Raw genomic sequence first — 16,571 nt, 5'->3', positions numbered from 1 at the left:
GTCTATATGAATTTAAAGTATGATTTAAATAAAAATCAAGACAGAAAAATAGAAATTCTTGCACCGGCGGGTTCCTACGAAAGCTTTCATGCAGCGATTGTGGCCGGAGCGGATGCAGTCTATGCCGGCGGACCGAAGTTTGGTGCAAGGGCATTTGCTGAGAATTTTACGGAAGATCAGCTTTTAAATGCAATTGATTATGCACATTTACATCAGAGAAAATTTTACCTTACAGTAAATACCTTGTTGAAGGACTATGAAATTGAACAGCTTCCGGAATATCTGGAACCGCTTTATCAAAGAGGGCTGGATGCAGTAATTGTTCAGGATATGGGAGTTTTAAATGTAGTGCGGCAATATTTCCCGGATATGGACATACATGCAAGTACACAAATGACGGTTACCGGAGTAAATGGGGCACAATTTTTAAAAGAAAACGGGGCAGTGCGTGTTGTTCCGGCGAGAGAAATTTCATTGGAAGAAGTTCGTAATATAAAATCTGTAACAGGTATGGAGATGGAATGTTTTGTACATGGAGCATTGTGCTATTGCTATTCCGGACAGTGTTTGCTTAGCAGTCTGATCGGAGGGCGGAGCGGAAATAGAGGGCAATGTGCTCAACCTTGCAGACTTCCTTATACAGTAGATGGAGAAAAAGGATATCTACTTAGTTTAAAAGATATTTGTACTTTGGATATCATTCCGGATTTGATTGAGGCAGGGATTGATTCTTTTAAAATTGAAGGTCGAATGAAACGTCCGGAGTATGTTGCCGGTGTAACATCAATATATCGTAAATATGTAGATTTATATCTGAAAAATCCTCAAAAACCATATTTGGTGGATGATAAAGACAAAGAGATGCTGATGGATTTGTTTAACCGAGGCGGGTTTCACACCGGATATTATAAACAGAAAAATGGTCGTAATATGATTACAATTCAAAAGCCGAATCATATTGGAGTTAAAGTCGGGGCGGTGCTTTCTCAAAAAGGAAGAGAAGTTCAGATGAGAGCTCTGACTGATATAGCTGCAGGTGATTTGATTGAATTTAAAAATGAGGCACAGCGTTATACCACTGGAAAATCTTGTAAGCAGGGAGAAGTGATAACAATTCTTGCGCCAAAAGGAATGAGACTGCCTGCGGGTGAAGTTTTATATCGTGTTCAGAGTCCGGAATTACTGAATACTTTAGAGATAATGTATTCAAAAGGAAAGGTAATCGAAAAACTTTATGGATACATTTCAATGGAAGCAGGAAAAGCAGCAAAATTAGTAGTTTGTAAAGATGAATATAGCGTAGAAGTAGAATCGGAACAACAAGTTGAAGCAGCAAGCAGCCGTCCACTTGATGAAGAGCGAATAAAAAAGCAGCTACAGAAAACAGGAAATACGGAATTTGCGTTTGATATGTTAGATGTCGAATTACATGGGGAAGTCTTTCTTCCGATGCAGCAACTTAATGAAATGAGACGAAAAGCGTTAGAAGAATTAGAAAAAAAGATACAGGATTCTTTTCATAGAAAAACAGCCGAAAAGAAAGTTTTACAAGAAGAAATATTGGATACAGTATCGGTGAAATTTAGTAAGAAAGAGAATAAGCTGTCTGTTTTGGTTGAGACACAAGAACAATTAGAAGCAGTTTTAGAAAATGATAATTCAGTTGCATGTATCTATGTTGACAGTAATCTTGATACAACAGGATTAGATGCGGAACTATGGAATGGAATATCGGACAGGATTCATAAAAAGAATATAGAAGTATTTTTAGCAATGCCACGTATTTTTCGAAATCAGACGATAGAGATTTTTGAACAGGCATATGACAGCATTTTGACAAGATACTTTGATGGAATGTTGATTCGAAGCATGGAAGAATATCAGTTTTTAAAATCAAAAAATTATTCGGGCAACATTCGTTTGGATTATAATTTATATATTATGAATAGATTTGCAAAGCAATTCTGGAAAAAGCAGGGTATTACTTATGGTACAATACCGGTTGAATTAAATAAAAGCGAAATTGTAAACCTGGATTCAAAACAGGATGAGATGATTGTATACGGGTATATTCCGGCAATGGTGACAGCCCAGTGCGTGACATCTACGGTTCACGGGTGTAAAAAAGATTGTAAGATCACGATGTTAAAGGATCGGTATCAGAATGAATTTCCGGTCAAAAATCAGTGTAGAGATTGTTATAATGTAATTTATAATACAGCGCCACTGTATCTGATAGACCTGAAAGAAGATTTGGAAGAATTGAATGCAGAACGGTATCGCATTCAGTTTTCAATAGAAAACAGAGACGAAGTGAAGCAAATTTTGAACCAATGTAATAGCATGTTTAGTGACGAAAAGGGAGAGCTGTTTTCACAAAAGGATTCTATTACGAGAGGACATTTCAGAAGAGGAGTTTCTTGAAAATTTTAGAAAAGATTATTATTAGGTAGGTGGAAAAGTGGTTAATATTATAATAGAACTTTCAAAATATATTATTATATTTTTGATGACTGCATATACATTTTCGTGCTTTTCTATCTTTGTACAAGAATACGAAGAGAGCGAAAGACACATTCTGATTCGTCAGAATATATTAATGTTTTTAATACATTTTATGGCTTATATGGTTATGTATTTAAAAACAGGAGAACAGAAACTAATTGTTTTTTACGGATGTCAGGTTGTATATTTTATTGCAGTAATCGTATTGTATCGGATTATCTATCCGAATGTATCCAGTTTGATTGTAAACAATATGTGTATGTTGATCAGTATTGGATTAATCATGATCACAAGACTGGAGTTTGCAGATGCAGTAAAACAGTTTATTTATGCAATTGTAGGTGCGGTGATTGGACTTGTTGTTCCGGTTATTATTCGTAAGATGAAGACATTGATAGATTGGACATATATATATGCGGGTGTAGGATTTGCACTTTTATGTCTTGTTGCAGTGTTTGCTGCAACTTCCGGAGGTGCAAAATTAGGATTTACGATTGCAGGATTTGGAGTGCAGCCATCAGAATTTGTAAAAATATTGTTTGTGTTTTTTGTTGCAGCGAGTTTGCAAAAATCAACAGACTTTAAAAATGTTTTGATTACAACAGCAATTGCGGCAGCACACGTACTTATTTTAGTTTTATCAACAGATTTGGGAGCAGCACTGATTTTCTTTGTCGTATATCTGGTTATGCTGTATGTGGCAACAAGACAACCACTGTATGCAATAGCAGGAATTGGTGCAGGAAGTGTTGCAGCTATGCTGGGATATCGTTTGTTTGCACATATTAAAGTACGAGTATCTGTATGGAAGGATCCGTTCGCTTCATATAACGAGGGCGGGTATCAGGTAGCACAGTCATTATTTGCGATTGGTACCGGCAGCTGGTTTGGAATGGGACTGATGCAGGGAAGTCCGGATTTGATACCGGTAGCAGAGTCTGACTTTATATTCGCAGCGATTGCCGAGGAGATGGGGCTGATTTATGCGTTATGTATGATTTTGATTTGTGTAAGCTGTTATGTTATGTTTTTAAATATTGCAATGGAAATTAGAAATCAATTTTATAAATTGGTTGCACTGGGATTGGGAACCTGCTACATTTTCCAGGTGTTTTTGATGATCGGAGGAGTAACGAAATTTATTCCTTCTACAGGAGTTACACTGCCATTGGTAAGTTATGGTGGAAGTTCCATGTTAAGTACAATGATTATGTTTGGTATCATACAAGGTTTGTACATAGTCAGAGAAGATGAAGTTGAAAAAAGAGAATTAAAAAGAGCAAGAAAAGAGAGAGTAGTAAGAAATGAAACGGGAAGAACGTCCAAAAAGAACAAAACAAAATTCGAAGAAGTCCCGAAACAAAGAATTCGCTAGAGTTACGTATATTTTTGTATTGTTGTTCCTTGCGTTGATGGGATATCTTGTTTATTTTAATCTTGTGCGTGCACAGAAAATTGTGAACAACCCACACAATGAACGACAGAATAATTTTGCACAACAGGTAGTCAGAGGCAATATCACAGACAAGAATGGAGTTGTGCTTGCAGAAACGCAAACGGATGAAGCGGGAAATGAATCGAGAGTGTATCCATATGGAGATGTATTTGCACATGTTATAGGGTATGATTCCAGTCTTGGAAAAACCGGATTGGAATCAGTAGAAAATTTCGAACTTTTAACATCGAATGCATTTTTCTTGGAGAAGATTAGAAATGAGTTTCAGGACACAAAAAATATCGGAGATACAGTTGTAACAACGTTGGATGCCCAGCTTCAACAAGCGGCATATGATGCACTTGCAGACAATAAAGGTGCGGTAGTTGTCTTGGAGCCAGCTACAGGAAAGATACTGGCAATGGTGTCAAAACCGACTTTTGATCCGAATCAGATTGAAACAGAGTGGGATTATTTGAATTCGGATAGTGATAATAGTCCGCTTTTAAATCGTGTGACGCAGGGAGCATATGCTCCGGGATCAACATTTAAAATTGTAACGGCGTTAGAGTTTATGAGAGAAAATCCAGATTATGCAAATTATACATATGATTGTCAGGGAGCTATTACTTGGGGAGATACTACAATTCATTGTTTTGCAAGTACTGTTCATGGGCTGGAAGATTTAAGAAGCTCTTTTGCAAATTCATGTAATTCCTCTTTTGCAAATATAGGGTTGTCATTAAATAAAACATCTTATAGACAAACAGCGGAGGAATTATTGTTTAATAAAAAACTTCCATCGGTATTGGATTATTCTAAGAGTTCTTTTGCGGTGGATGAGAATACCGGAGAAGCAGAGATAATGATGACAGCGATGGGGCAGGGAAACACCCTGGTCAGTCCTTATCACATGGCACTTATCACATCAGCAGTGGCGAATGGAGGAACACTGATGCGCCCATATCTGGTTGATAAAGTGACGAACCATACTGGTAATGAAATTAGTAAAAATGTACCAAAGAGTTATAAAAAGCTTATGACTTCAGATGAAGCGGCTCAGCTTAAAGAATATATGCGTGCGGTAGTAGAAGAAGGAACCGGAATGGATTTGAATTATGGCTCTTATACGGTTGCCGGAAAGACCGGAACAGCAGAGTACAGTATGGATGATGGTGAAAAAACCCATTCTTGGTTTGTTGGTTTTACCAATGTAGATAATCCAGAGTTGGTGATCAGTGTTATTATCGAAGGATATGATGGAAACAGTGGTGCAAAAGCAGTGCCGATAGCAAAGCAGATTTTGGATTCATACTATAACAGATAATGAAAGAGCAGGGAAAAGAATGCAGATTAGATGTTTTTGTGACTTATATGTTAGTGAACGATTTGAAAAAAAGAAGAATCAAGTGCTGAAAAAATTAATGGAAAGGAAATTTCAAACACCTTTTTACTTGATTACATTGGCACAGGGAGAACAGAATCATCTTGATATATATTCTTCTCTGCTGTTACAACAAGGAATTTATGATGATGAGACAATATTTATTGTTGGGATAGCCGAAGATTATACATCAGCAATGAGTCTTGTTGAATGTATCACACAGGACACAGTTGAAAAAACTGGTGGTGTAGAGATTAGGGCGTATATAGTAGAACAACAAAGAAGATTTGAAGAAAGCAGAGGGTGAAAAATGCTCCATGTAATCCTGTTTATATTAAAGTTAATAGGGTATCTGATACTGGGAATTATCGTGTTACTTGCTTTAATGCTTATTACAGTATTGTTATCACCATTTTGTTATCAGGCAAGAGGCAAATGTGATAAAGAAATAAAAAATCTTGATGTTCATGGGTCATTTACGTATCTGTTTCATCTGATTTCGGGAGAGATAAATTACAAAAAAGAGCAATTTACCTGGAAAATACGAATTGCCTGGATACAAAAAAGTAATATTGCCGAAACAACAGATGTAAAAAAAGAAAATGTAAAGAAGAGCGATGTACTACAATCAGATAATGATAAAATATTGACTGCTATGGAAGAAAAAGAGGGAGAACAACCAATCCACAAGCCGAAGGCTGTGGTGTCAGAAACAAAGGAAGAGCATGTGCAAGAAGAGACTACTTCAGAAAAAAAAGCTGAAATCAAGTCAAAAAAAGAAAAAAAATCAAGTCTTTATGAAAGAGCAGTCTCTAAATTGCGGACACTTAGGTGTACAGTTCAAAAGGTTTGTGATAAGATAAAATTACTTATTCAAAAAAAGAATATCTTAATGGCATTTATAACAGAAGAGACACACGTGGCAGCATTAAAAAAGCTTATTTGTGAATTAAAGAAATTGTTGAAAAAATATTGCCCCAAAAAAGTAGAGGGAGATATCCATTTTGGATTTGAAGAGCCTGATTTGACAGGGAAAGTTTTAGCAGTGCTGGGAATGATATATCCGTTGATTGGAGAATATCTAAATATCAGTCCGGATTTTGAAAAGTCTGTTTTGGATGGAAGATTATTTATAAAAGGAAAAATCAGAATCTCGAGTATCGTAAAGATGGCATGGAATCTTATTTGGACAAAAAATGTCAGAATAACAATTGGAGATATTAGGAAATTCAGTTTTGATGAAGGAGGAGTACAAAATGGCTGATACAAATAATTTTAAAGATACAGTAGGTGCTTTGTTTAAGGGGATGGATGGAGTAGTATCTTCAAAGACAGTAGTAGGAGAGGCAATTCATACAGATGGAGTGACAATACTTCCGCTCTTAGATGTTTCGTTTGGACTTGGTGCCGGTGCATTTGATAACGATAAGAAAGAAAGAACCGGTGGAGGTATTGGTGGAAAAATCACACCAAGTGCTGTGCTGGTGATTAAAGATGGAACAACACGATTGGTAAATATTAAGAATCAAGATACGATGACAAAATTGCTTGATATGGTACCTGGAATTTTAGATAAATTTACAACAAGAAAAGAAGACACTGTAACAGAAGAAGACGTTGCAGAAATGTTGGATGATGCAGAATAAAGACAGAAAGAACTGCATAAGCATAAATAAGAAGTGGATATGATAGATGGAATAGAATGAAACGAGTGATAGGGTTTGCATTTTTTTGTGCAGCAATAGGGATGGTAATCGCATGGATGATGCCAGAGACTTTGTTTTTTCGTATAATGCTGTTTCTTGGATTTATGATAGCGGGATATATATTATTCTGTAAATAAGAAACCAAAAAGGGTTATTGAACAGTAATCTGTTTGATCATATGCTTGACAGAAAAAAGAAAAGACTCAATATTCAAAGAGAATACTGAGTCTTTTTTAATCCGTGTCTGTAAAGCGGTCATTTACAATCCGCTCTGTCTGAAAACGATACTTAAATTAAGCACGTTCTACGCGTCCTGATTTCAGGCATGATGTACATACGTACATTCTTTTAGCTCCGCCTTCAGTCTGAACTCTAACAGACTTTACATTTGATTTCCACATTTTTGGTGATTTTCTATGAGAGTGACTTACGTTGTTTCCGAAGTGAGCACCCTTTTCACAAATAGCACATTTAGCCATCACAAACACCTCCTAACAATTTGAAATAGTCTATAATTAGACTCACAACACTGATATTCTAGCAGAAAGCTGCAATGAATGCAAGCGTTTTTTTGAATTAGTGACATTTATTTTTAATTTTCTCGATATTTTTTAAAGAAAGATGGTTCACAGAATATAGTTTTCATGCTAATATAATCATATCTGTATTAAAAAGTATAGGTTTGAAATCCATTTGAAATTGGAGGTATATAGAAATGAAAGGTAGTATGAGTACAGATCTGGGGATTATTACAATCAACCCGGAAGTAATTGCGAAGTATGCAGGTTCCGTTGCAGTAGAGTGCTTTGGAGTTGTAGGTATGGCAGCGGTGAATATGAAAGACGGTCTTGTAAAATTATTAAAAAGAGAGAGTCTGACTCATGGGATTCAGATTGAGATTTCAGATGAGAACAGTTTAACTCTGAATTTTCATGTGATTGTTGCTTATGGTGTAAATATTCTGTCTGTTTCAGATAATTTGATGAATAATGTAAAATATAAAGTAGAAGAATTCACCGGTATGACAGTCGATAAAATTAACATCTTCGTTGAAGGTGTCAGAGTGATTGATTAAGGAGGATATTGATCGTGGCAACGAATTCGATAAATGCAGAGCTGCTTACAAAGATGTTTCTTGCAGGAGCAGCAAATCTGGAAGCTAAAAAAGAATATATTAATGAATTGAATGTATTCCCGGTTCCAGACGGAGATACAGGTACAAATATGACACTTACAATTATGTCAGCTGCAAAAGAAGTACAAGGTTTGGAATCTGCAGATATGACAGCACTTGCGAAAGCAATTTCGTCTGGTTCATTAAGAGGAGCAAGAGGTAACTCAGGAGTTATTCTTTCCCAGCTTCTTCGTGGATTTACAAAAGAAATCAAAGAACATAAAGAAGTAGATGTGCAGGCATTGGCGTCAGCGTGTGAACGTGCAACAGCAACTGCTTATAAAGCGGTTATGAAGCCAAAAGAGGGAACAATTCTGACAGTGGCAAAAGGTGCATCAGAGAAAGCCCGTGAGATGGCTGAGACAACGAACGATTTGGAAGTATTCATTCCAGAAGTTATCGCATATGCAAAAGAAGTTCTTTCTAAAACACCTGAGATGCTTCCGGTATTAAAAGAAGCAGGAGTTGTGGATTCTGGCGGACAGGGTCTTCTTGAAGTGCTGAATGGTGCATATGATGCTTTCCAAGGTAAAGAGATTGATTATAGTGCAATTGAATCCGGTGTGGGAACAACGATGGTTAAGCCGGATGCACAGGCACAGACAGATATCAAATTCGGATATTGTACAGAATTTATAATTATGACAGAAAAAGCATTTACAGAGAAAGATGAGCATGAATTTAAGGCTTTTCTGGAATCTATAGGTGATTCGATTGTATGTGTAGCGGATGAAGATATTGTTAAAATCCATGTGCATACGAATGATCCAGGACTTGCAATTCAGAGAGCTCTTACTTATGGACAGCTTTCGCGTATGAAGATTGATAATATGAGAGAAGAACATCAGGAAAAATTAATCCGTGATGCAGAAAAACTTGCAGCAGAGCAGGCAAAAAAAGAGCCACGTAAAGATGTGGGATTTATTGCTGTATCTATCGGAGAAGGAATGAATGAGATTTTCCGTGAGCTGGGAGTTGATTATATCATTGAAGGCGGTCAGACAATGAACCCAAGTACAGAAGATATGTTGACAGCAATTGATCAGGTCAATGCAGATCATATCTTTATTCTTCCGAATAATAAGAATATCATTCTTGCAGCAAACCAGGCACAAGCATTGACAGAGGATAAAGACATTATCGTAGTTCCAACAAAGACAGTTCCTCAAGGAATTACAGCAATCATTAACTATGTGCCTGAAGAGGACGCAAAGGCTAATGAAGAGATGATGAAAGAAGAAATCAAGAATGTTAAGACGGGTCAGGTGACATATGCGGTTCGTGATACACACATTGATGATAAAGAAATTCACGAAGGGGATATCATGGGTATCGGGGATGAAGGAATCCTTTCAGTAGGGCAGTCTGTAGAAGCAACAACAAAAGAGATGTTGTCCTTGATGGCAGATGAAGACAGCGAATTGATCAGTATTTATTATGGACAAGATACTCAGGAAGAAGATGCAGAGAAACTTGCATCTGAAATTGAAGAATTATATCCAGATGCAGATGTAGATCTTCATTGTGGTGGACAGCCAATTTATTATTATGTGCTGTCAGTAGAATAAAAAGTAAGAGGGTTCTATAAAACAAAAACAGAGACCAAAAGAGATTGAATAACAGATCGGTTTTCTATGTGAAGACTGATCTGTTTTAAAATATAAGGTGATATAAAAGATGAACGAGACAGCAAGGATCAGTACCCTGAAAGGAATTGGAGAGAAGACAGAAAAGATATTTCAAAAAGCAGGAATCTATACAATTGGAGATTTGATCAGATATTTCCCGAGAGGTTATGATGTGTATGAAGAGCCTGTGCCAATCAGTGAATTAGAAGAAGGAAAAACAATGACTGTTACCGGGAGTATTTATGGGAGAATCCAGGTTGGCGGAAGTCCTAAGATGCAGATTACAACAGTATATTTAAAAGATATTTCAGGAACACTAAAGGTTATATGGTTTCGCATGCCGTTTTTGCGAAATACATTGGCAAAAGCAGGGACAATCACACTTCGAGGGCGTGTTATCCGAAAAAAAGAAGGGCTTGTAATGGAACATCCGGAAGTGTTTTGCCCTGCATCCAAATATGATCTGAAACAAGATACGCTTCAGCCGATTTATCCATTAGTTACCGGGCTTACCAATCACGCAGTGATGAAAGCAGTCAGGCAGGTGTTGGAAGAGTGTGATGTGGGAGAGGGAATCTTGCCAAAAGATATGGTGAGGGAATATCAGCTTTCTGATTATCGCCGGGCAATTTATGGAATTCATTTTCCAAAAGATAAAGAAGAATTTTATCATGCGAGAAAACGACTTGTCTTTGAGGAATTTATGTTGTTTATTCTTTCACTTCGTATGCTGAAAGAAAGCGAGGAACGTGTTTTAAATCCGTATTGTTTTCGCAAGCAACCGCAAATTGAGAAATTTTTAAACAGTCTGCCATTTGAACTTACGGATGCGCAAAAAACAGTCTGGAGAGAAATAAAAAATGATATGGCAGGAATCCATGTGATGTCGAGACTTGTGCAAGGGGATGTAGGTTCTGGAAAAACGATTGTTGCATTGCTTGCAATGATGTATGCAGGACTAAATGGATATCAGGCTGCGATGATGGCACCAACAGAGGTTTTGGCAAGACAACATTTTGAAAACATCAATCATATGTTGCAGGAATATGAGATTTCATTGAAAGTGGGACTTTTGACGGGCTCTATGACAGCCAGACAAAAAAGAATGGTTTATGAAGCAGTTGAAGCAGGTGAAATTCAGTTGGTTATAGGCACACATGCATTAATCCAGGAAAAGGTGATTTACAAAAATCTGGCGCTGGTCGTGACAGATGAACAGCATCGTTTTGGAGTAAAACAGCGTGAAAGTTTGGCAAATAAAGGTGTAAGTCCACATATTCTTGTGATGAGTGCGACACCGATTCCAAGAACTCTGGCAATTATAGTGTATGGGGATTTAGATATTTCTGTAATAAACGAGCTCCCGAAAAATAGACTTCCGATAAAAAATTGTGTCGTTGATACGGGCTATCGCAATACAGCATATCGGTTTATAAAAAATCAGATAGCACAGGGAAGACAATGTTATGTGATTTGTCCTATGGTTGAAGAAAGTGAGACACTTGAAGTAGAAAATGTTACAGATTATACGGAAAATTTGCAGGAAATAATGGGTGTGAACATTAAGGTACAATGCCTTCATGGTAAAATGAAGCAGTCTCAGAAAGACGAGATTATGGAAGCATTTTCAAAAAATGAAATTCAAGTATTAGTCTCAACAACTGTAATTGAAGTCGGAATTGATGTGCCGAATTCGACAGTCATGCTGATTGAAAATGCAGAACGATTTGGACTTGCACAGTTACATCAGTTGCGCGGGCGAGTCGGAAGAGGAAAGTATCAATCATATTGTATTTTTATGAGTGCGTCAAAATCCAAAGAGACAAAAGAACGCTTGGATATTTTGAATAAATCAAATGATGGATTTTTTATAGCGAGTGAAGACTTGAGGCTTAGAGGTCCCGGAGATTTATTCGGAATCAGGCAGAGCGGTATTCTTGATTTTAAGCTTGGGGATGTCTTTCAGGACTCGCAGGTGCTTCAACAGGCAAGTGAAGTTGCAAATCTGATTCTGGAAGAAGATCCACAACTTGAAAAAGAAAAATATGAATCTTTAAAACAACAAGTTCAAAAAATCATTCAGGGAGGAATGCTTGAGACAACACTGTAATAAAAAGATTTGAGTGTAGAAATTAAAATAGGAAAAATTCCCAGTGTAAAAGTTTGAATCCTTCATATACTATGAGTGTAACAACACAGTTACAACAAAAAACGTAACGAAAAGAGAGTTACAAAAAGACGCAAAAGGAGGAAACAAACATGGCAAATCGTTCATCAAACAGAGCAGCTGTGCCAGAAGCGAAAGGTGCATTAGACAAATTTAAATATGAGGTAGCAAGTGAACTTGGAGTTCCGTTGTCAGATGGATACAACGGGGATCTGACATCAAAACAGAATGGTTCTGTTGGCGGTTATATGGTTAAAAAGATGATCGAGCAGCAGGAAAAACAGATGGCAGGTAAATAACAACCATAGAAAATATGAAGAAAAGGCACTTAGGAATTGACCTAGGTGCTTTTTTCTGCTAAAATTCACCATGTTAGACAGGAGGAGTCTTATGAGAGTAATAGCAGGAAGTGCAAAACGATTACAATTAAAAACACTGGATGGGATGGAGACGAGACCGACGACGGATCGAATTAAAGAAACATTGTTTAATATGATATCCCCATATATTTATGATAGCATATTTTTAGATTTGTTCAGTGGAAGTGGAGGAATCGGGATAGAGGCGCTTAGCAGAGGTGCGAAAGAAGCGGTATTTGTGGAAAAGAATCCTCGTGCGATGGAATGTATTAAAGAAAATTTAAAATATACAAAATTAGATAAGAAAGCGATGACTATGACAAAGGATGTCATGACAGCGTTGTATCAATTGGAAGGTGAAAAAACCTTCGATTATATTTTCATGGATCCACCATATAATCAGGAACTGGAGAAGATGGTGCTATCTTATTTATCGAAATCAGAACTGGTTTATGAAGATACCGTAATTATCGTAGAAGCTTCATTAGATACAGAGTTTTCTTATCTGGAACAGATGGGATTTCGAATGATTAAAACAAAAGAATATAAAACAAACAAACATGTCTTTATAGAAAAAGAGGGGAAACAAGAAATATGTTAAGAGCAATATATCCGGGAAGCTTTGATCCGGTTACAAATGGACATCTGGACGTGATCAGAAGATCTAGTAAAATGGTTGACGAATTGATTGTCGGAGTGCTGAATAATAATGCTAAAATGCCGTTGTTTTCTGTCGAAGAACGTGTTAGAATGTTAAAGGAAGTGACAAAAGATATACCAAATGTTCGGATTTATCCTTTTGATGGGTTGTTGATTGATTTTGCTGCCAAGATGGAGGCAGGGGTTGTAATTCGTGGCTTGCGTGCAATCACAGATTTTGAATATGAGTTACAGATGTCCCAGACGAATCACAAACTGAATCCGGACGTTGAGACCATATTTTTGACGACTAGTATAGAATATTCATATTTAAGTTCTACAACTGTAAAAGAAATTGCTTCTTATGGTGGAGATATTACACAGTTTGTGCCGGAAGCGGTAGTTGGAAAGCTTGAACAGAAGATGAAAGAAAAAAGGAGAGTATAATCATGAGCAGTCGTATTGAACAGATTATTGAAGAGATTGAAGAGTACATAGACAGAGATTGTAAATATCAGCCATTGTCTACTACTAAAATTATTGTTAACAAAGAGCATTTAGATGAATTGTTAAGAGAGCTTCGTATGAAAACGCCAGACGAGATTAAACGTTATCAGAAGATTATCGCTAATCGAGATGCGATTCTGGCAGATGCACAGGCGAAAGCTGATGCTATGATTGAAGAAGCACAGGTACAGACAACAGAACTTGTAAGTGAACATGAGATTATGCAGCAGGCATATGCACAGGCAAACGAGATTGTAACACAGGCTACTGCACAGGCGCAGGAGATTGTTGACAATGCTACTTCTGATGCAAATGCAATCCGTATGGGAGCAATTCAGTATACGGATGACCTTCTTTCTAATGCTGAGAACATTATTGGACATACTTTGGACAGTTATTCTACAAAATATGATGGACTGATTAATTCATTGCAGGAGTGTTATGATGTAGTACGTTCAAATCGTGCAGAACTTGTACAGGATGATGGACTTGTTCCGGAAGATGTAGATGCATAGAAGTGCTCATATTGATTTAAAATAGAAAGACAAGTATGAATTAAATTTTACAATAAAGCATACATAGAATACTGGCGGTCACTGCGGCTGCCAGTTTTTGTTTTGTATAGGAACATATGGACAGACCGGTATCATGAAGCATACAGTTAGTTTGAGCAACAGAGCATAAACCGCCAAAGGCTGTAAGTCCTACACATAGAATATATCGTGTCTGGAATGAAAACGGAAGATTCGCAAGAAGTTTGAGTCCGTTTGTAATTTCAAGAGAAGAAAAGATTATCTGGAAAACAGGGGAACGGAATGGAATCTGCTGACAAAGTGTTAGCAAGACAGAAAAAAATATGATATATCCGCCTATTTTTACAAGTGATTCAAAGCTATCAAGAACTGCAAGGTCAAAGGCCTCTATAGACCAGACAGGTTTGTGGAATGAAAAATGCCTATTTAAAGGTGTAAAATGATAGTGTTTACGTTCGAAAATACTGATGAGGTATGATGAGAAAAATAAAATAAAGAGAGTAGGGAGTAAAAGTTTTTCTTTGTTTAATGTTTTAAGTACAAGATAGTTCATAATAAAAGAAGGGCTTGTATTGTTACAGAAAGACAACAAATAACGCCCTTCTTCTTGTGAGATGAGCCCATCACGTACAAAGTCCGCAACTGTTTTCGCGCCGAGAGGATAACCACACAAAAATCCAACCAGAATACAATAACTGGAAGGTTTGGATACACCGAATATATAAGAAATAAAATTGCCAAACATGTTTGTGATGTAGCAGATATTTTTTGTAGATAAAAGAAAAGTGCTTAATAAGAGAAACGGAAACAAAGTGGGAATAATAATATGAAACCAGAGCAAGAGTCCGTTTGAGGCTCCAAGTAAAACTGCTTTTGGAAAAATAAGCATAGATATAAACAAGATAACACTGGAAATACCAAGAAAAGTTTTTTGCATAAAGACTACTCCATTCGGATGACCTAAGAGAAAGTGGGTTGGTAAAGATATATGAAACAACTTGATTTTTTATGATTCCTGTGACACAATGAAGTATGATATGATTATTGTATATACTGTAAAAAACAGTGAAAATAAAGACACGAGGAATGCAATAGAATGATAAAATTACCGGAAAAATTTGAGAATAAAATGAAAGAATTACTGCAGGATGAATATGACAATTATTTGCAGTGTTATGATGAACCGCGCTATTATGGACTGCGTGTGAATACAAATAAAATATCAGTAGAAGATTTTTTGAAGATTGCGCCATGGTCATTAACACCGGTTCCATGGATACCAAATGGATTTTATTATGATGGAGATAAAATACAGCCGTCGAAACATCCATATTATTTTGCCGGATTGTATTATCTTCAGGAGCCGAGTGCAATGACGCCTGCAAGCCGTATTCCGGTTGAACCAGGAGAACGTGTTCTGGATGTATGTGCTGCTCCCGGTGGAAAAGCTACAGAATTAGGAGCAAAATTAAAAGGAGAGGGTGTACTGATCGCCAATGATATCAGCAATTCAAGAGCAAGAGGGTTGCTCAAAAATCTGGAATTGTTTGGTATTGGAAATATGATGGTGATCAGTGAGGAACCGGGAAAACTTGTGGAATATTTTCCGGAGTATTTTGATAAAATACTGATTGATGCACCATGTTCCGGAGAGGGAATGTTCCGAAAAGATAAAAAGATGGTAAAAGCGTGGGAAGAGCATGGACCGGAGTTCTTCTCTAAATTGCAAAGAAGTATCATTACACAGGCAGCAGCGATGTTGAAGCCGGGGGGAATGATATTATATTCAACTTGCACGTTTGATCCGTTGGAAAATGAGAAAACAGTAGAATACCTGCTAGAGACATGTCCTGAGTTTAAAATTTGTGAAATGGAGGGATATGAGGGCTTCTGTGAAGGAATTCCGAAATATGTTGAAAATCATAGTGAGGAATATCGTAAGACAGTTCGTATTTTTCCACATAAGATGCAAGGCGAAGGCCATTATCTTGCTTTAGTAAAAAAAGGTGATGACAATGCAGAAGGAAAAAATGAAAAACCAGCAAAACCAAAAGGCGGGGTGAAAAAACTTCCAGAAGAACTGGAACAGTTTTTAAAGGAGCTGTCATGGGATATTGATAAATCTCGATTGGATATTCGCGAAGAGCGTGTTTACTATATGCCAGAGAATCTTCCGATGTTAAAAGGAGTGCGTTTCCTTCGTTCAGGACTTTTGTTAGGAGAAGTGAAAAAGAACCGTTTTGAGCCGAGCCAGGCACTGGCAATGTGTTTAAAAAAGGAGGAATATCCACGCATATTAGATTTGCCGGTGTCGGACGACAGAGTAATAAAATATTTAAAAGGGGAAACACTGGATGTAGAAGATATTACTTCAAGGAAAGAAAAAGGGTGGTATCTTGTCTGCGTGGACGGTTATCCGTTAGGTTTTGGAAAACTTGCAAACCAGACGTTGAAGAATAAATATCTTCCGGGTTGGCGTTGGATGTCATAATAAGGAACACTTTTAAAGGCCGGTGTTAAGCATTTAAAGCAGG

General features: G+C 37.1%; 16 protein-coding genes. 14 read left to right on the top strand and 2 right to left on the bottom strand.

Annotated features, from left to right (window positions below):
• Positions 1-6: 6 nt before the first annotated feature.
• The 6 genes from LQE94_RS02080 to LQE94_RS02055 are packed head-to-tail and all read left to right on the top strand — an operon-like array spanning position 7 to position 6,970.
• Positions 7-2,424, top strand: a complete 2,418-nt coding sequence (locus LQE94_RS02080) for a U32 family peptidase (RefSeq protein WP_240576882.1) — start codon at positions 7-9, stop codon at positions 2,422-2,424.
• A gap of 37 nt (positions 2,425-2,461) precedes the next feature.
• Complete coding sequence (locus LQE94_RS02075) at positions 2,462-3,880, top strand: FtsW/RodA/SpoVE family cell cycle protein (protein WP_118723721.1); 1,419 nt, start codon at positions 2,462-2,464, stop codon at positions 3,878-3,880.
• Between the two features lie 37 nt (positions 3,881-3,917).
• Positions 3,918-5,267, top strand: coding sequence for a penicillin-binding transpeptidase domain-containing protein (locus LQE94_RS02070; RefSeq protein WP_118723809.1), 1,350 nt, complete (start codon positions 3,918-3,920; stop codon positions 5,265-5,267).
• A gap of 19 nt (positions 5,268-5,286) precedes the next feature.
• The gene (locus LQE94_RS02065; protein WP_022076447.1) at positions 5,287-5,631 is read left to right on the top strand and encodes a hypothetical protein; all 345 of its coding nucleotides are present in this window, start codon (positions 5,287-5,289) and stop codon (positions 5,629-5,631) included.
• Between the two features lie 3 nt (positions 5,632-5,634).
• Positions 5,635-6,588: a DUF2953 domain-containing protein gene (locus tag LQE94_RS02060; protein WP_240576881.1), complete on the top strand. Its 954-nt coding sequence runs from the start codon at positions 5,635-5,637 to the stop codon at positions 6,586-6,588.
• Positions 6,581-6,970 carry a GerW family sporulation protein gene (locus tag LQE94_RS02055; RefSeq protein ID WP_022076445.1) on the top strand — a complete coding sequence of 130 codons (390 nt, stop codon included), beginning with the start codon at positions 6,581-6,583 and terminating at the stop codon, positions 6,968-6,970. Before LQE94_RS02060 ends, LQE94_RS02055 begins: the two co-directional genes overlap by 8 nt.
• A gap of 353 nt (positions 6,971-7,323) precedes the next feature.
• On the opposite strand, the gene rpmB is transcribed toward LQE94_RS02055, so the two are convergent.
• A complete protein-coding gene (gene rpmB, locus LQE94_RS02050; protein WP_022076443.1) occupies positions 7,324-7,509 on the bottom strand; it encodes a 50S ribosomal protein L28 in 186 nt (61 codons plus the stop codon).
• Positions 7,510-7,745: 236 nt separating this feature from the next.
• Here rpmB and LQE94_RS02045 point away from each other — a divergent pair, with 236 nt between their 5' ends.
• The 7 genes from LQE94_RS02045 to LQE94_RS02015 all read left to right on the top strand — a co-directional run bounded on the left by LQE94_RS02045 (position 7,746) and on the right by LQE94_RS02015 (position 14,019).
• The gene (locus LQE94_RS02045) at positions 7,746-8,105 is read left to right on the top strand and encodes an Asp23/Gls24 family envelope stress response protein (RefSeq protein ID WP_117988934.1); all 360 of its coding nucleotides are present in this window, start codon (positions 7,746-7,748) and stop codon (positions 8,103-8,105) included.
• Between the two features lie 14 nt (positions 8,106-8,119).
• The gene (locus LQE94_RS02040) at positions 8,120-9,772 is read left to right on the top strand and encodes a DAK2 domain-containing protein (RefSeq protein ID WP_240576880.1); all 1,653 of its coding nucleotides are present in this window, start codon (positions 8,120-8,122) and stop codon (positions 9,770-9,772) included.
• A gap of 109 nt (positions 9,773-9,881) precedes the next feature.
• Positions 9,882-11,942 (top strand): ATP-dependent DNA helicase RecG, encoded by a 2,061-nt coding sequence (gene recG, locus LQE94_RS02035; RefSeq protein ID WP_240576879.1) that lies wholly within the window; start codon positions 9,882-9,884, stop codon positions 11,940-11,942.
• Positions 11,943-12,091: 149 nt separating this feature from the next.
• Positions 12,092-12,298: an alpha/beta-type small acid-soluble spore protein gene (locus tag LQE94_RS02030; RefSeq protein WP_022076439.1), complete on the top strand. Its 207-nt coding sequence runs from the start codon at positions 12,092-12,094 to the stop codon at positions 12,296-12,298.
• Between the two features lie 91 nt (positions 12,299-12,389).
• The gene (rsmD, locus tag LQE94_RS02025) at positions 12,390-12,959 is read left to right on the top strand and encodes a 16S rRNA (guanine(966)-N(2))-methyltransferase RsmD (protein ID WP_022076438.1); all 570 of its coding nucleotides are present in this window, start codon (positions 12,390-12,392) and stop codon (positions 12,957-12,959) included.
• Positions 12,953-13,444 carry a pantetheine-phosphate adenylyltransferase gene (gene coaD, locus LQE94_RS02020; RefSeq protein ID WP_118723715.1) on the top strand — a complete coding sequence of 164 codons (492 nt, stop codon included), beginning with the start codon at positions 12,953-12,955 and terminating at the stop codon, positions 13,442-13,444. Before rsmD ends, coaD begins: the two co-directional genes overlap by 7 nt.
• A gap of 2 nt (positions 13,445-13,446) precedes the next feature.
• Positions 13,447-14,019 (top strand): hypothetical protein, encoded by a 573-nt coding sequence (locus LQE94_RS02015; RefSeq protein WP_022076436.1) that lies wholly within the window; start codon positions 13,447-13,449, stop codon positions 14,017-14,019.
• A gap of 40 nt (positions 14,020-14,059) precedes the next feature.
• On the opposite strand, the gene LQE94_RS02010 is transcribed toward LQE94_RS02015, so the two are convergent.
• Complete coding sequence (locus LQE94_RS02010) at positions 14,060-14,974, bottom strand: transporter (protein ID WP_240576878.1); 915 nt, start codon at positions 14,972-14,974, stop codon at positions 14,060-14,062.
• Positions 14,975-15,136: 162 nt separating this feature from the next.
• On the opposite strand from LQE94_RS02010, the gene LQE94_RS02005 reads away from it, so the two are divergent.
• On the top strand, positions 15,137-16,528 hold the full coding sequence (locus LQE94_RS02005; protein WP_240577010.1) for an RsmF rRNA methyltransferase first C-terminal domain-containing protein: 1,392 nt from the start codon (positions 15,137-15,139) through the stop codon (positions 16,526-16,528).
• The last annotated feature ends 43 nt before the right edge of the window (positions 16,529-16,571 follow it).

The sequence above is a fragment of the Mediterraneibacter sp. NSJ-151 genome, from assembly GCF_022487435.1.
GTDB classification, from domain to species: domain Bacteria; phylum Bacillota; class Clostridia; order Lachnospirales; family Lachnospiraceae; genus Schaedlerella; species Schaedlerella hominis.
Note: the sequence above shows the minus strand (reverse complement) of the source record. Positions and strands in the feature narration are given on the sequence as shown.

Bases quoted from the DNA above. Each gene is read 5' to 3' on its own strand.
- LQE94_RS02055 (WP_022076445.1), top strand. From the start codon at position 6,581: ATGGCTGATACAAATAATTTTAAAGATACAGTAGGTGCTTTGTTTAAG.
- LQE94_RS02030 (WP_022076439.1), top strand. From the start codon at position 12,092: ATGGCAAATCGTTCATCAAACAGAGCAGCTGTGCCAGAAGCGAAAGGT.
- LQE94_RS02045 (WP_117988934.1), top strand. From the start codon at position 7,746: ATGAAAGGTAGTATGAGTACAGATCTGGGGATTATTACAATCAACCCG.
- LQE94_RS02010 (WP_240576878.1), bottom strand. From the start codon at position 14,974: ATGCAAAAAACTTTTCTTGGTATTTCCAGTGTTATCTTGTTTATATCT.
- rpmB (WP_022076443.1), bottom strand. From the start codon at position 7,509: ATGGCTAAATGTGCTATTTGTGAAAAGGGTGCTCACTTCGGAAACAAC.
- LQE94_RS02065 (WP_022076447.1), top strand. From the start codon at position 5,287: ATGCAGATTAGATGTTTTTGTGACTTATATGTTAGTGAACGATTTGAA.
- rsmD (WP_022076438.1), top strand. From the start codon at position 12,390: ATGAGAGTAATAGCAGGAAGTGCAAAACGATTACAATTAAAAACACTG.
- LQE94_RS02015 (WP_022076436.1), top strand. From the start codon at position 13,447: ATGAGCAGTCGTATTGAACAGATTATTGAAGAGATTGAAGAGTACATA.
- LQE94_RS02060 (WP_240576881.1), top strand. From the start codon at position 5,635: ATGCTCCATGTAATCCTGTTTATATTAAAGTTAATAGGGTATCTGATA.
- LQE94_RS02080 (WP_240576882.1), top strand. From the start codon at position 7: ATGAATTTAAAGTATGATTTAAATAAAAATCAAGACAGAAAAATAGAA.
- recG (WP_240576879.1), top strand. From the start codon at position 9,882: ATGAACGAGACAGCAAGGATCAGTACCCTGAAAGGAATTGGAGAGAAG.
- coaD (WP_118723715.1), top strand. From the start codon at position 12,953: ATGTTAAGAGCAATATATCCGGGAAGCTTTGATCCGGTTACAAATGGA.
- LQE94_RS02070 (WP_118723809.1), top strand. From the start codon at position 3,918: ATGGGATATCTTGTTTATTTTAATCTTGTGCGTGCACAGAAAATTGTG.